10 protein-coding genes and 1 pseudogene are annotated in these 14844 nt (G+C 67.3%); 1 reads left to right on the forward strand and 10 read right to left on the reverse strand.

Annotated features, from left to right (window positions below; genetic code table 11):
• The 5 genes and pseudogenes from K340_RS31295 to K340_RS35330 all read right to left on the reverse strand — a co-directional run.
• On the reverse strand, window positions 1-1125 hold the full coding sequence (locus K340_RS31295; RefSeq protein WP_084614627.1) for an ABC transporter ATP-binding protein: 1125 nt from the start codon (window positions 1123-1125) through the stop codon (window positions 1-3).
• A complete protein-coding gene (locus K340_RS0118170) occupies window positions 1122-2006 on the reverse strand; it encodes an ABC transporter permease (protein ID WP_211229522.1) in 885 nt (294 codons plus the stop codon). Before K340_RS0118170 ends, K340_RS31295 begins: the two co-directional genes overlap by 4 nt.
• Window positions 2003-2968, reverse strand: a complete 966-nt coding sequence (locus tag K340_RS0118175; protein WP_029137753.1) for an ABC transporter permease — start codon at window positions 2966-2968, stop codon at window positions 2003-2005. Before K340_RS0118175 ends, K340_RS0118170 begins: the two co-directional genes overlap by 4 nt.
• On the reverse strand, window positions 2965-4272 hold the full coding sequence (locus K340_RS31300) for an extracellular solute-binding protein (RefSeq protein WP_051266751.1): 1308 nt from the start codon (window positions 4270-4272) through the stop codon (window positions 2965-2967). Before K340_RS31300 ends, K340_RS0118175 begins: the two co-directional genes overlap by 4 nt.
• A 150-nt stretch (window positions 4273-4422) precedes the next feature.
• Window positions 4423-4602: pseudogene (locus K340_RS35330) on the reverse strand (hypothetical protein); the annotation flags it as partial.
• A 1035-nt stretch (window positions 4603-5637) separates the two neighbouring features.
• On the opposite strand from K340_RS35330, the gene K340_RS37605 reads away from it, so the two are divergent.
• Window positions 5638-6198, forward strand: coding sequence for a DUF5956 family protein (locus K340_RS37605; RefSeq protein WP_407662239.1), 561 nt, complete (start codon window positions 5638-5640; stop codon window positions 6196-6198).
• A 384-nt stretch (window positions 6199-6582) separates the two neighbouring features.
• Here the strand turns inward: K340_RS37605 and K340_RS0118190 are convergent, their stop codons facing one another.
• From K340_RS0118190 to K340_RS0118215, 5 genes are all read right to left on the reverse strand, one after another.
• Window positions 6583-8484, reverse strand: coding sequence for an ABC transporter ATP-binding protein (locus K340_RS0118190; protein ID WP_029137754.1), 1902 nt, complete (start codon window positions 8482-8484; stop codon window positions 6583-6585).
• Window positions 8481-10352, reverse strand: coding sequence for an ABC transporter ATP-binding protein (locus K340_RS31305; protein WP_084614628.1), 1872 nt, complete (start codon window positions 10350-10352; stop codon window positions 8481-8483). The genes K340_RS0118190 and K340_RS31305 overlap by 4 nt, the downstream gene beginning before the upstream one ends.
• A 227-nt stretch (window positions 10353-10579) precedes the next feature.
• Window positions 10580-11653, reverse strand: coding sequence for a septation protein SepH (gene sepH, locus K340_RS0118205; RefSeq protein WP_029137755.1), 1074 nt, complete (start codon window positions 11651-11653; stop codon window positions 10580-10582).
• A 251-nt stretch (window positions 11654-11904) separates the two neighbouring features.
• Complete coding sequence (locus tag K340_RS0118210) at window positions 11905-13554, reverse strand: fucose isomerase (RefSeq protein ID WP_037365486.1); 1650 nt, start codon at window positions 13552-13554, stop codon at window positions 11905-11907.
• 292 nt (window positions 13555-13846) lie between these two features.
• A complete protein-coding gene (locus K340_RS0118215; RefSeq protein ID WP_084614629.1) occupies window positions 13847-14674 on the reverse strand; it encodes an SDR family NAD(P)-dependent oxidoreductase in 828 nt (275 codons plus the stop codon).
• Window positions 14675-14844: the final 170 nt, after the last annotated feature.

The following is a 14844-nucleotide window of genomic DNA, read 5'->3' on the forward strand; positions in this document are numbered from 1 at the left end:
TCAGCCACGATCGCCGGAGTCGGCCACCGCTCGAACGGCCCGGCCGGGTCGGGCAGGTTCGTCGTCCTGCACCAGAGCGTCATCGGCGTAGACCAGCGCGTTGGTCGCCCGCAGCCCGACGATCTGCTCGACGTCCGGCTCCCCGTCGGTGAATGCCCGCAGGGTGCTGCCGTGGCTCTGCAGCAGCACCTCGCGGTAGTGGCCGCGGGGGATCACCCGCAGCACAACGGCTCGCACCGACCCGGCGTGGTCGGCCTCGGTGATCTGCAGGTCCTCGGGCCGGATCCAGCAGACGTCACCGGCGGCGCCGCTGAACGTGTCGCAGGGCAGCAACGCGCCGTCGTCCAACGGAACGCCGCCGCCGGCCGGTCCGACGTCCAGGGTGTTCATGGTGCCGATGAAACCGGCGACGAAGGTGGTACGCGGCCGGGCGTACAACTCCGCGGGGGCCGCCAGCTGTTCGATCCGGCCGTTGTTCATCACCGCGATCCGGTCCGCGATGGACAGTGCCTCTTCCTGGTCGTGGGTGACGAAGACCGTGGTGATGCCGAGCCGCTGCTGGATCTCCCGGATCGTCTCGCGGACCTGCACCCTGAGCTTGGCGTCCAGGTTGGACAACGGTTCGTCCATCAGCAGCACCTCGGGTTCCAGCACCAACGCCCTGGCCAGCGCGACGCGTTGCTGTTCGCCGCCGGAGATACGGGCGGGCATCGTTTCCCGGTGATGTTGCAGCCCCAGGAGATCCAGTGCCCAGTCGACCTTTTGCCGAATCTTGTCGGCCGACAGCTTGCGCACCTTGAGGCCGAAGCCGATGTTCTTGGCCACCGACATGTGCGGCCAGAGGGCATAGTTCTGGAACACCATCGCGGTCGGTCGGCGCTCGGGTTTGGAATGGGTGTGGTCGACACCGTTGATGGTCAGTCGGCCCGCGTCCGGGTTCAGGAACCCGCCGATCATCCGCAGCGTGGTGGTCTTGCCGCAGCCGGAAGGGCCGAGCAGACACAGCAGCTCGCCGGGGGAGACCTGCAGCTCCATCTTCTCGACGATGGTGCGGCCGCCGAGCACCTTGGAGATCCCCGACAGCCGCAGCCCATCGCTGCGGTCGGAACCGGGCGCGGTGGTCATCTCAGTTGGAACCCTTCGGCAAGGTGGCCGCCCATCACATGCTTGCGGACCAGCAACAACAACAGGACGGACGGAACGGTCAGGACCAGGGCGAAGACCGCGGCCGCCTGCTCCGGATAGTTCTCGACCAACGAGTACATCTGGGTGGGCATGGTGATGTACGTCGGCGCGCCGACCAGGTACGACCCCTGCGCCTCATCGAAACAGGCCAGGAACGCCAGGATCAACGCCACCGAGATGCCGGGCGCGGCCAACCTGAGGGTGACGGTGAAGAACACCCGCAGCGGACCGGCGCCGGCATCCCTGGCCGCCTCGATCAGGCTCGGCGGTACGGCCGCGAACGCGGCCGACGGGATCCAGGTCATGATCACCACCGTGCCGAGCAGTTGCACGATCACCACACCGAGCGCCGTGTTCATCAGATGCAAACCGTAGAACAGGGTGGCGATCGAGGTGAACAGCCCCATCTTCGGGAACGCGTTGGTGGCGAACAGCCCGAGCAGGATCACTCGCCGCCCGGGAAAGTTGCTGCGCCCGATCGCATATGCCGCGGGCAGGCAGATCAGGGCTGACCCAAGGGTGGCGGCGACCGCGAAGATCAGCGACAACATGAAGGCGTGCCCGAGCGGGGTGGTGGTGAACACGTTGCGCCAGGCGTCCAGCGTCCAGCTCTGCGGCAGCAGCGCAGGGGCCTTCCACCGCTTGGAGAACGCGACCAGTGCCATCCAGACCAGCGGACCGAGGATGAACACCAGGAGAACCACGGCGAGTACCCCGACGACGATCCGGCCGAGCACCCGACGCAGCAGCCCGCCGGTGCCGGCCGGGGCGGCGGCCGCCTCCGGCGCCGTCGGGGTCTGCTGCACTTCGACCGCGGTCACAGCTGCACCGCCGAGCTGCGGGAGGCGCGGGCGTTCGCCCAGACGTAGAGGGCACCGATCCCGGCGGCCAGCACGAACAGCACCACCGCGATCACCTGGGCGTCCTGCGGCCGCAGGTAGGCGACGAAGGTGGCCTGCAGGGTGACGCCGAGCATGTTCGGCGAGGTGGGCCCGATCATGTACGGCACGGTGAACGAGCCCATCACCCCTACCGCGGTGAAGGTGGCGACGATGACGGTCGGGATGGTGGTCATCGGCACCATCACCGACCAGACCGATCTACCGAGCGAGGCACCGGCATCCCGCGCCGCGTCGATCAGCGCGTTCGGCACGGCGGCCAGCCCGGAGGAAATCAGCAGTACGGCGAACGGCAGCGACACCCAGACCTGGCCGATCACGATCCCCGGCGTGTGGTAGGACCAGGAGGGCAGCTGGATACCGAACTGCCGACCGAGACTCACCAGGAAACCGGTGTTCAGGTAGAACTGCCGGATCGCGTAGGCGCCGATCACCACCGGGATGAACAGCGGGATGATGGCGATCCCGGACAGCATCTTGCCCAGCCGGCCGCCGGACAGCCTGGCGTACAACGCGATGCACCAGGCCAGCACCAATACGATCGCGACCGTGAGCACGGTGACCCAGATGGTCACGCCCAGGTCGGAGCGAAACCGCTCGCTGGACAGCACATTGCCGTAGGCCGCCAGCGAGGGCATCCAGCCGTTGGCGGTGTAGACGGACACCGACAGCATGCTGGCGATCGAGTTCAGACCTCCGGTGTAGCCCAGGGTGAAGGCGATTCCGATGACGATCGGAATTCCGACGAACACCAGGACCAGCAGCACCGGTGGCGACGCCATGAACAACATCGACCAGCGGCGTGGCGAGCGGGCCCCGGAAGACGGGGTGACCGGCTTGTCCGGAGCGGCCGGGGCCGCCGGGGCAGTGTCGGTGGCGGTCATCCCGGAACCGTCGCCGCCCACTTCTGCTTGAAGTCCGCCTGCAGCTTGGAATTGAAGTTGGGCCGTAGGTCCTGGGTGTCGACCCCGGTGAACCCCGCCTGGGCGTCGGCGGGAAGGTCCGTCAGCGGGATCGCCGGGAATGCGGAGATCTTGGTGACCATCTCGGCCTGCTGCGCCGGCTGCAACAGCCAGCTGATGAACGCATTGCCGGCATCGGCGTGCTTGCTGCCCTTGATCACCGCGATGTAGGCGGCACCGCCGGTGAACGACGGGTCGGAGATCTGCGCGACCTTGAACTCGTCACCGAGCTGGCCCTGGCTCTGTGCCGACAGGAACTGATCGGACCACACCGGGGCCATGGCGATCTCGCCCTTGGCCAGCAGGTCGAGCACGGCCTGGTTGCCGTTCGGATAGACGTTCTGGTAGATCGCCGGGGTCAGGCTCTTCAGCTCGTCAAGACCCGCCGACCAATCGCCCTCCGAGTCGGGCACGTAGTCGGCCTGCATCTTCTTCACCACGTCGGCCGACATCTTCGACGCCACCACGGTTTCCGCGAACGAGTAGCCCGAGCCGCCGCTGTCCGGGGTGTTGTAGGTGAACTTGCCGGGGTTCGCCTTGATCCAGGTCAGCAGGTCCGCCAATGTCTTCGGCGGGCTGGAGACCTGGGTGCTGTCGTAGGCCAGCAGCACCGACGAACCGCGGTAGGGGACCGCAGCGTTCTGGTACGCGGCCAGGGCATCGGCATTCACCGAACCCAGCTCGGGAATCTTCTCCGCGGTCAACTTCTCGGTCAGGCCGGCCTGGGCGGCCGCGGCGGCGAACCCGGTGTCGACGACGTCGACGTCGGGAGTCTGGCCGGACTTGATGGCGGCCGCCACCTTGGACACGTTGAGGTTGACGTTGGCGTCGTGCGTGTCGAAGGTGAACTTGATCGTGATGTTCGGGCACGCCTGCTGGAACTTCGGGATCAGGTCCTGCTGCCACAGGTTTTGGATGTTCACGTCGCCGCCGGAGGTGAAGGCGAAGCTGTCGGTGACGTCCGGGCAGCTCCAACCGGCGGCCGCGCCGGTGCCGGTCGATCCGGACCCGGCGCCGGCCGATTCGCTGCCCGCCGATTCGTCGCCGGTTGCCGAGGTGTCGGCGGCATCGCTGCCGGGCGCAGCAGCGGAATCGGAGGCGCCGCCGGCGGACTCGGTGGCCGCCGCGCTGGTCGGCTGGTTGTCGACCTTGGTGGCGCTGCCGCAGGCGGTCAGCGCCAGCGCGAGGCCGATGGCGGCCGGTATGAGGACTCTCCTGTTACGCACGAAACGCTCCGATCAGCGGGGGCACAGCGGGCCCCACAACCATTCACCGATTCGATGCCGGACACCCGGCCGGACGATGACGGCATCGTGAACGCAGTTCGACATTTGCCGCCGGAGTGAAAGTACTCCGGTCACCGCGAGTCCGCAGGTTCAAACCAGCGAGTCGCGCCAGGCGGTGTGCAGGCCGGCGAAGTGTCCGTCGTCGGCGATCAGCTCTTCCGGTGATCCGTCCTCGACGATCCGGCCGGCCTCTATCACCAGTACCCGGTCGGCGATCAGCACGGTGGACAGCCGGTGCGCGATGATCACCGCGGTCCGGCCGGCCAGGATCGGCAGTCGACAGTTCGGTCAGGTAGGTGGCGCCAAGAGTTCCTGCGAACCATTTTCCTGCGAGCCAACGAGGTGCAGCGCGCGTCCAACTCGATAGGGTGAACTGGGTCTTGTGGACATGCCTTGTTGGCAGTAACCTGCCAGCGACGAGCCCGTTGGGAGGCGAAGTGATCGTGACGCTGACACCGCGGAGGCGGAGTTTCGTTCCACTTGCTGGAGGCTTGGTGGCGATGATACTGATCGCTGCCCAAAATGCTGCGACGGCAGTTCATGCAGAGATCACCAGCGTGCAAGACGCTGGGTACAGTCAGCCATTTACGGCCGCCATGTCCGAGCGGCCAGCTGTCGGTACGGTGGTTTCGAAAGCCGCGGTTCTGCAGTCGGCGACGAAGGCGATGTCTCCGCCAAAGGAATTCACTGGGTCGACCGAAAGTAGGCAAGCGCGGCCTGATGCTGGCAGCGTGGTTCCTGGAGCGTATCTGATGCGCGGTGGTGGGATTACTGGCTACGTCTATAAATCGGCAAACCTGTGGCCTACCGATTTCCGATGTAACGTTCAGACGGGGCAATGTATCGCACTTCAAACAGTTCGCGTGACTATGAAACAGTCTCTAGTCGGCGGGCGCTCACACACGTGGCAAGTAACCTTCTTCTCTGTAGACGAGTCAGGGCCGAACGGCAGTGTCGCGAAGGTTTACAGTTTTCGCGGTGGATACGGGTGTGGCATGCGGCCGGTGTCGGGTCCGTACCTCACCTGTTATGGCACTATACCGAACGCATCGCCGCCTTTCGGTCCGACCGAGTTGCTAGAGAAATACCAGCAACGTGTTCTATAGAACTCCTGGCTCCGTCAACGCTATTACGGTATTTCCGTATCAGCACTTCTATATTCAATTTGAGAGTACTGTTGAGTTCGTCGACAACTCGAACGATCGGGCGACCGGCTTGAAGTTTCGCGGCTGGGATACTTGCCTTGCTGCAACGACCACGAAATTCTGCTCGGTTAGTGACACCGATTCGACAAGATAAGGCGAAATGTTTGACCCCTGGGACGCTGAGCCCGCGCGAGTAGCGGTGCATCCCGAGTTTGGTCCGCTACTCTTGGCCATCGAACGAATCCTCCGCGGCTCTTCGATCAATCCGCCTCAGGTATGGGAGTTGTCCGAAGCGATCGACCTTGAAGACTCGGGTTGGGTATGCTTAGGCGATGTGCCATTGCTGCATACACTCCCAGCAGTGTGGCCGGGGGACGATCGCGTTTGGGTGATGGATGCTGTTCCGAAGGTAACCGTTTCAATGGTCGGCGGCTCGCCTAGCGACGGATCCGTAGCTCGAACGACGATTCGATCATCGGAAGCTCAGAACGATGTCGACGAGTTCCTAGACTCATTGTCTTTGGAAGCCGGCCTGCCGTCCGCGCCACGCGGGCGAGTTTGGTTCGTACGCTCCCCGTGGAACTCAGTATCGACAAGTGGCGTTCTCGATGAGATTGGAAATAGAATGGTAGCACTGGCGAGTGCTGGACAACTAACGGACAGCCTTGCCCACTTCATTGCCGCGCAGGAAGTGATTGGGCGCTATGCCTCTGGTACCTGACTATCTGCGGATCGCCGCAGTCGCCAGGGTCGGGTCCGCCACCTGCCAGCATGGTAGGCGACGATGATCCCAGATCCTCGTGATGCAGGACCGTCCGGCGCGGCATCCATTATGGAGATCAGCATTGGCACTGTCGGCGGACGCGCTGTCGCTTGGTGGTGAACAGCGTGCCCGCCAGCGATTCCGCGTCGAAGCCGGGAACGGCTGCGGCTCGATGCCCGGCCGGAACTGCTCGTCGAAGCCGCCGCGCCGATCGCCACCTCGTGCCGGGAGTACCGGTTCGCGACGTACCGGGTGCGTCGCCAGCCAGTAACTGCCCAGCGAGGCCGGTTCTGCACAACCAGAGCGAGTTGCTTCCGGGGCCGTTGGAGTGTTGGTGGTGCCTCAAACCAGCGAGTCGCGCCAGGCGGTGTGCAGGCCGGCGAAGTGTCCGTCGTCGGCGATCAGTTCTTCCGGTGATCCGTCCTCGACGATCCGGCCGGCCTCCATCACCAGTACCCGGTCGGCGATCAGCACGGTGGACAGCCGGTGCGCGATGATCACCGCGGTCCGGCCGACCAGGATGGACTTCAAGGCATGCTGTACTGCGCGCTCGCTGGGAATGTCCAGCGACGCGGTTGCCTCGTCCAGGATCAACACTGCCGGGTCGGCCAGGAAGGCCCTGGCAAAGCCGACCAGCTGCCGCTGCCCGGCCGACAGCCGACCGCCGCGCTTGCGCACGTCGGTGTCGAAACCATCCGGCAGCAGCCGGATGAATTCGCCGGCGCCGATCGCGTCGGCGGCCGCCTCGATCTCCGCCCGGGTGGCGGTCGGCCGGCCCAACGCGATGTTGTCGGCCACCGTCCCGGCGAACAGGAACGATTCCTGGGTCACCATCACGACTCCGCGGCGCAGATCGGCGGTCGACAGGTCCGTCAGGTCGACGCCGTCCAGCGTCACCGACCCTGACGTCGGGTCGTAGAACCGCGAGAGCAGCTTGGCCAGCGTCGATTTGCCGGCACCGGTGGCGCCGACCACGGCCAGGGTCTGGCCGGCCGGCACCACCAGGTCGAACCTGGGTAGCACCGGTGTTCGCGGGTTGTAGGCGAAGGTGACGTCGGAAAAGCGCACCGCACCGTCGATCTCGTCAGCCAGCGCGGTGGGTTCCGCGGGCTCGGGCACGCTGGGCCGCTCCTCGAGCAGCCCGGAAATCTTCTCCAGCGCGGCGGTGGCCGACTGCAGCCCGTTGTAGAAGTAGGCGAGCTCCTCCAGCGGGTCGTACATCCGGCGGACGTACAGCAGGAACGCCGCCAGGTCGCCGATCTGGAAGCTGCCGTCGATCACCCGACCGGCGCCGACCAGCATCACCACCGCCAGGGTGATGTTGCCGACCAGTCGCAGCCCGGGGGTGTAGATGGCCAGCGCAACCAGGCTGTCGCCGGTGGCTTTGGAGTAGTCGCCGTTCACCCGCCCGAAGATGGCCTTGTTCTTCGACTCGCGGCGGAACGCCTGGACCGCCCGGATGCCGTTCATCGTCTCGGCGAACTGCACGATGGTGGCCGCAATGGCCGACCGGCTCCGCCGATAGATCGCCTGCGAACGCTTTTGGTACCAACGGGTCAGCACGAAGATCGGCAGGAACGCGGCCAGCGCGATCAGGCCGAGTTCGACGTCGTAGACCACCAGCGTCACCGAGATCACCAGGATGGACAGCACCGAGCTGGCCAGTTGCTCCAGGCCCTCGGCAGCCAACTCCTGCAACGTCTCGACGTCGCTGGACAGCCGGGAGATGACCTTGCCGGAGGTGTACTTCTCGTGGAACTCCAGGCTCAGCGACTGGGAATGACGGAAGGTCCGCTCCCGCAGGTCGACCATCACCGCCTGGGTCACCCGCGCACCGACCCTGGTGAAAGCCGCGCGGCTCAGCGCATTCAGCACGCCGGCCGTCAGGTAGACGATCGCCGTCCAGGTGAGCGGCGCGCCGTTGCCGGCGACCAACGCCGGGATCGCCGAGTTGATCCCGTAGGCGACGACCAGCGGACCGGCCAGGTACGAGCCCTGTTCGACGACGGCGATCGCCACCATCACCAGCAGGGTCCGCAGGTGCGGTCGGAGCAGGCTACCCAGCAGCCGGCGGGAGCGGCTCTGCAGTTTGACGCCGACCTCGACGCTCACCTCCTCGTCCTCGGTGGCCACGCCACGCCAGGACTCGTCGGTGGCGGCTGCCGAGAAGTCGGACTCGGGCAGCCATTCGTCGTCGGCGGCCGACACCTGATCCGGTGCCGGCGTCGTCGTCTGCCCGCTCATCGGGAGAATCCTTTCCCTGTCGATACTTTCAGTGCGTCGGCGGCCGCCAGGCCGGCGGCGGCCGTCGAGTCGGCCTCGCTGGCCAGCAGGTAGCGATAGGCCGGGACGGTGGCCATCAGTTCGGAATGGCTGCCGGTGGCAGTGATCCGGCCGCCGGACAGCAGAGCCACCCGGTCGGCGAGCATCACCGTCGAAGCCCGGTGCGCGATCACCAGTGCGGTCGTCGAGCCGAGCACCGACCGCAACGCCGCCTCGACCTGCGCCTCGGTGTGAATGTCCAGGGCGGAAAGCGGATCATCCAGCACCAGCACGGACGGATTGCCGACGACGGCGCGGGCCAGCGCCAACCGCTGCCGCTGTCCGCCGGACAGCGACATGCCCTGTTCGCCGATCCTGGTGTCAAGGCCCCAGGGAAGGTCGTCGACGAAGCCCGCCTGGGCCACCCGCAGTGCCCGCCGGACATCGTCGTCAGTGCCGTCCGGCATGCCCAGCAGAACGTTCTCGCGGACCGACGCAGAGAACAGCGTCGGCTCCTCGAACGCGATCGCGACCCGCTGTCGCAGGTCCGAGAGTTCGAAGTCGCGCAGGTCGATGCCGTCCAGCGTGATCGAACCGCCGGTGACGTCGTAGAGCCGCTCGACCAGCGCCGTCAGCGTGGTTTTGCCGGAACCGGTGGCGCCGACGATCGCCAGCGTCTCGCCGGCCGCGACGTCCAGGTTGAGACCGGACAACACCGGCTTCGTCGCGGGTGCGGTGTCGGGGAATCGGAACTCGACGTCGCGGAAGGTCAACCGACCGGACCGGTCCGTTGTGGTCTTCGGAGTCGCGGGGGAGGCGATGGTGACCGGCGCATCCATCACCTCGAAGAACCGATCGGTGGCGGCCGCGGTGTCGTTGGCGATGGCCAGCAGCCAGCCGATGGAGTCGATCGGCCAGCGCAGGCCCATCGCGACGCCGAAGAAGGCGACCAGTTGACCGGCCGTCATACTGCCGTCAGCCACCTGCCGGATGCCGAAGATCAGCGCGATGCCCAGGGCGATCTCGGGCAGCAGGATGATCACCGCCCACAGCAGCGAGACCACCTTCGCCTTCGTCAGCTCGGTCTGCCGCAGGTCCATCGCCTGGTCGATGAACCGACGGCCGATGTGGGCGCTGCGGCCGAATGCCTTGATGATCCTGATGCCGAGAACGGACTCCTCGACAGTGGTGGTCAGGTCGCCGGCCTGGTCCTGCGAGCGGCGGGCCAGCACCTGGTACTTGCGCTCGTAGAAGGACGACAACCCGACCAGTGGCAGGGCCAGGGCGGCGACCACCAGGCCGAGCGGCACCGACAGCGTCAGCAGGATGGCGACGCCGACGATGAAGGTGGCGATGTTGACCACCAGGAACACCGCGCCGAATGCCATGAACCGGCGAATGATGCCGAGGTCGGACGCCGCTCGGGAGATCAGTTGACCGGCCGGCCAGCGGTCGTGGAAGGCCACCGGCAGCGCCTGCAGTTTGGCGTACAGCGCATCGCGCATGTTCTGCTCGACCCGGACGATCGGCCGACCGGCCACCAGCCGACGGACGTTGAACAGCACTGCCTCGCCGATGCCGAACGCCAGCAGGAACAGGGTCGGTACCCACAGTCCCGAGACGTCTTTGTGGGCGATCGGGCCGTCGATGATCCGCTGGATCACCAGCGGGAACGCCAAGCCGCAGAGGGTCGCGACACCGGCCAGCAATGCCGATGCGACCAGGTAGCCGGCCACCGGCCGGACGTAGGGGTACAGCCGCTTCAACGACCGGAACACCGAATGCCCGGCGGGCCCAGAAGGCGCAGTCGGGGCAGCAGAAGACGCAACGGATGTATCGGGAGTTGACATGACCGACCTAGGTTACGGCGCTCCACCGACAGCGCTGAAATGGTTTTCCCGGTGGACGGTAGGGGTTGAAGCCGAGTTGAAGTCAACCCCGAGTGACTGGATCCAGGGTACCGAAAGTAGGCCCGTTGGATGTCGCCCGCGACGATGAGCCCCGTCACCGCCGGCTGGTTCAGCTGGCCGCCGGGGGCGGCGGTGTGGGTACTGGACGGTGCCGACGGCACCGAAGGTCAGTGCTGACGCAGCCCGGTACCGAGCAGCACGTCATCCCAGCTCGGCATCGCCGGCTTGCCGGAGCGGGCCGACTTCGTCGGCTTCGCCGACCTGGAGGAGGCATGGTCGGTGCCGGTCCGGGCGATCTGCTCGCGATCGTCCTGGTGACCGGCGGCGCCCGCGCGCTCGTCGTCGACGGTGTCGGCGACCAGTCGCTCGACCTCGGGGCCGGGGGCCGACGGCTGGCCCGCCTGGGCGCGCACGGGCTCGACCCGCTCGGCCAGCGAGGGCTTCGTCCGCCCAGACGTCCTGCCGGTCGGCCGGTCGGCGCGGCCTGCCGGGGCCGGGGCCGGGGCCGGGGCGGCCGCTCCGGCTACCGGCGCCTGGGCCCGGATGACGGGTTTGGTCTCCTGGGCCAGGATCTCCGGCTCGTCGTCGATCACCTTGGCGATCCGCTGGGTGTCGCCGATGGTCGCGGCGTCGGCGGGTTCGGCGCTACGGACGGTGCGTAGCGGCTTGGGCGCCGGGTCGAGCAACTCGGTGGCCGCCTCGTCGCGGGCGACGACGGTGCCGCCGCCGGGACCGCGGTGCACGGCGAAGACGGCGGTGTTCTCGCTCCGACCGGCCTTCCAGTGCACGGCCAGCATCCAGCCATTGGCGTCCTTGAACGCATCCCACTCGACCGGGCCGGTGTGCCCGCGGGAGGACAGGGTGTCGGCGACGATCTCCTTGATCGACCGGGTCGCGGGGCCGGCCGCACCCATCGGCCGGGCGCTGTTCGCCAGCTCGGCCATGGTGGAGCGCTCCATCAACACCGGGTAGGCGAATCGCTCGATCCGGGCAGGGCTGGTACCGGCGGCCGAGGCAACCTCGCCGACCGAGGCGCCGGCCCTGATCCTGGCCTGGATCTCCTTCGGCCGCAGCTGCGATTCCATTTCGATCTCCAGCTGGCCCAGTCGGGTGATGTCGCCGCGAGCTGCCGCACGCAGACGCTCGTTGGCAGGCAGGACGAATTCCTCACCGGTGGCCGCGTCGTGGCACACCAGATGAGCTCCGTCCTCAGCCAGCCCGAGCACCTCGAGTGCGCGCATTCGCGGTCTCCTCCCAGAAGTCGTCACCCGAGGTTATCGAGAACGCGCGCGCTGCCGTCTCAGGCGCGCCCGCGATTCGGCCGCAGAGTCGGTGCGTCCAGCAGAACTGTCCAAGTTGGTCGCTTGCGCTCGCGAACGGTGCTGACATGCCACCGGACAAGGTGGCGATGGTTCGGGCGGGTCTTCGGCCAGCGAAGGGATGAAACGGTCGGTGCGACAGGCCCGGAACCGTCGGTGGTCGCTCGCGCTGCTCAGATCGCGACGTCACCAGCGAGGTGCACCTGCACGCCGAGATCCCGGAAGGCGGCGGCCTTGGCGAGCAGTGCCTTGTCCGCCGTCGCCGCGTCCGGCGCGTAGACCACGTTCGCGTGATTCGCCTTGTGCCGGGCCATCAATTGGTCCCGGCCGACACCGTGCATCACCAGGTGCATGATCGGCCACTCCGGATTGGTGGCCTTGAGCCGGCGCTCGGTCTCCGCGGCCGGCAGCTCGACCGCGGTGCCGCGGCCCAGGTCGACGTGCAGCACGCCGCCGGAGATGAACACCCGGGACCAGACGATCTCGCCCGGCTTGGACACCCCCGACAGGGTGCCGCCGCCGAGCGGGAAGAACATCGGCGGCTGACGCATCGCGTACGACTTGTCGTACCCCCCGTTGTGTGAGGCCGGCACCGACCCGGAGATCTCGAACACCCAGACGAACTGCCCGTCGAAATCCTCACCCCAGCGGATGTCGTGCAGGGTGGTCGCCGGGTCGAGTCCCATCGCCGTCCAGATCCGGTTCGTCACCAGCGCATCGACCGCGACGCCCTCGTCCACCTCGTTGAAGTGCGGCAGCGGCCCGCCGGCGTACAGCTCGCGGCTGCCGTCCCTGGACAGCACCGGCGGCCGTTCGACGTTGTTCAGCAGGCCCTCGGCCAGGTCCGACGCCGGCACCGTGTCCTTGAGTCCCTGCTGGTACTGGATGCCGACGGCGTCAAGACCGTAGTCGTCGGAGATGCGCAACGCGGCGATGTACATCTTGAACTGGCTGTGCAGCTGGGCATCCGTCAGCTCGGTCTTCTCATCGGTGCCGGTCCGGAAGTCCATCCCGCGCTCGTCCAGCCAGCTGCGGACGGCGGCGGCCTCGGCGTCCGGTACCCGCTTCATCTCGGCGACCAGCGCGGACTGGCTCAGCCGCTCCTTGTAGATGCCAAGCGGTGCCAGCAGTTCGTCATCGAAGATCGCGTTGTACATGCCCATGCAACCCTCGTCGAACACGCCGATGATGGCCTTGTCCTGCATGAGTTGTGCGGCAATCGCTTGCCCCAGTTGGGCTTCCGGCGAGTCGGCCAGCGGGGGTAGGTCGCGGACGTGGCTCACGTCGTGCTCCAGCGTCCCGGTCTCCAGCCAGGTTTTGAGCCCGTCGAGCGCCCACTGATCGGTGAAGTCCTCGCTCCAGAGCGTCGAGTAGGCAACGCCGGCCTTGGTCAGCGAGCCGGCCAGGTTCAGCAGGCCGACCAGGCCGGGGAACTCGCCGGCCCAGTTGGCGACCAGCAGGATCGGCCCGGTGTGGCTGCGCAGGCCGGCCATCACGAACTGGCTGTACTGCCAGACCGCGTCGACCACCACCAGCGGCGCCTCCGGCGGGATGCTCTTGAACACCTCGATGCCGGCCCGTTGGCTGTCGATGAAGCCGTGGCCCTTGGCCTCGTCGACCGGGTGGCCGCGCCGGACCTGCTTGCCGAACTGCTGGACGGCGGCGGCGAAGTCGGCCTCGAGCTTGCGCTGGGTTGGCCAGCAGGTCTGGTTGGCCGCCGGTCGCAGATCGCCGCTGGCGACGGTGTAGACCGTGCCCGGCTCGGCCCGCGGAATCTCCCGGAGTGCGGGGACGGTGTACCCGCTGACTGACTGCGCCGTCATTGTCGGCTCCCTTGCCTGTGATCGGACGTGTCTGTGGTCGGACCACTGGGTGGTCGGACGAATCGACGTTCGATCAGGGTGCCTGAAATCGATTACTGAGTCAAGAGGGGTGGCGGGAAGGCTCGTCCGGTGGGGATCAAGTCTCCGACTCGGTGGCTGGGTTGACGGGAGGGTCGTCCGGGCGGGGAGGAACGCTCCGACTCGGTGAGTTGGGTAACGGGAGGGTCGTCCGAGCGGTGAGGAACGCTCCGAGTCGGCGGGTTGGGTACGCCGACCGCGTGCGCGCGAGCGCCTACTGCTGCGGCCGCAACCGCAGTTCCTGCATGCCGCCGTCGACGAACAACCCGATCCCGGTGGTCGAGCCGGACAGGGGCGATGCCAGGTAGGCGACCGCGCCGGCCACCTCTTCCGGGGAGACCAGCCGGCCGTGCGGCTGCCGGGCGTTGAGCGCGGCCCGCTCTGCCTCGGGGTCGGTCGCGGACTCGAGCAACCGGCCGACCCATGGGGTGTCGGCGGTGCCCGGGTTGACCGCGTTGACCCGGATGCCTTCCCGCAGATGATCGGCGGCCATCGCCCTGGTCAGCGACAGCACCGCTCCCTTGGTGGCGCTGTACAGCGCCCTTTGCGGCAGACCTGCGGTGGCCGCGATCGAGGCGGTGTTGACGATCGCCGCTGACGGCGACTTCCGCAGGTGCGGGAGCGCCGCCCTGCTCACCCGGACCATGCCGAGCACGTTGACGTCGAACACGCGGTGCCATTCGTCATCCGCGTTGTCCTCGACGCTGCCCTGGGCGCCGATACCGGCGTTGTTGATCACGATGTCCAGCCGGCCGAACCGGGCGATCACCGCGTCGACGGCGGCCGTCACCGAGGCGTCGTCCGAGACGTCGCACCGGATCGGCTCGGCGCCCTCCGGGGCACCGGCCGGTTCGCGGTCGAGCACTGCGACCCGCGCGCCGGCGGCCTGCAGTCGCGTCGTGATCGCCGCCCCGATGCCGGAGGCGCCACCGGTGACGGCGGCGACCAGGCCGGCGAACTCGCCGGTGGCGGTGACGACTGCATCGGGGCTGACGGCACCGGCGGTGCCGGCGGGTTCGGGATTGACCACACGGTCGGACATGCGAAAGGCCTCCTCGGGCTGTGGTGGATCGTGGTGGATGATGGCTGACCGTCAGTGTTCCGCATTGCTCGGATGACCCGGCGGGAGCCCCCGTGGCCAACCGCGCGATTCGGCGCAACGGTCGGTGGTCGCCGGCATTTGACCAACAAACATCCGATGTATAGCGTAGC

The sequence above is a fragment of the Nakamurella lactea DSM 19367 genome (assembly GCF_000426645.1).
Lineage (GTDB): Bacteria > Actinomycetota > Actinomycetes > Mycobacteriales > Nakamurellaceae > Nakamurella > Nakamurella lactea.

Excerpts from the sequence above, each read along its gene's own strand:
- K340_RS31295 (WP_084614627.1), bottom strand. The coding sequence starts at position 1,125 with ATGACCACCGCGCCCGGTTCCGACCGCAGCGATGGGCTGCGGCTGTCG.
- K340_RS0118175 (WP_029137753.1), bottom strand. The coding sequence starts at position 2,968 with ATGACCGCCACCGACACTGCCCCGGCGGCCCCGGCCGCTCCGGACAAG.
- K340_RS37605 (WP_407662239.1), top strand. The coding sequence starts at position 5,638 with ATGTTTGACCCCTGGGACGCTGAGCCCGCGCGAGTAGCGGTGCATCCC.
- K340_RS0118190 (WP_029137754.1), bottom strand. The coding sequence starts at position 8,484 with ATGAGCGGGCAGACGACGACGCCGGCACCGGATCAGGTGTCGGCCGCC.
- K340_RS31305 (WP_084614628.1), bottom strand. The coding sequence starts at position 10,352 with ATGTCAACTCCCGATACATCCGTTGCGTCTTCTGCTGCCCCGACTGCG.
- sepH (WP_029137755.1), bottom strand. The coding sequence starts at position 11,653 with ATGCGCGCACTCGAGGTGCTCGGGCTGGCTGAGGACGGAGCTCATCTG.
- K340_RS0118210 (WP_037365486.1), bottom strand. The coding sequence starts at position 13,554 with ATGACGGCGCAGTCAGTCAGCGGGTACACCGTCCCCGCACTCCGGGAG.
- K340_RS0118215 (WP_084614629.1), bottom strand. The coding sequence starts at position 14,674 with ATGTCCGACCGTGTGGTCAATCCCGAACCCGCCGGCACCGCCGGTGCC.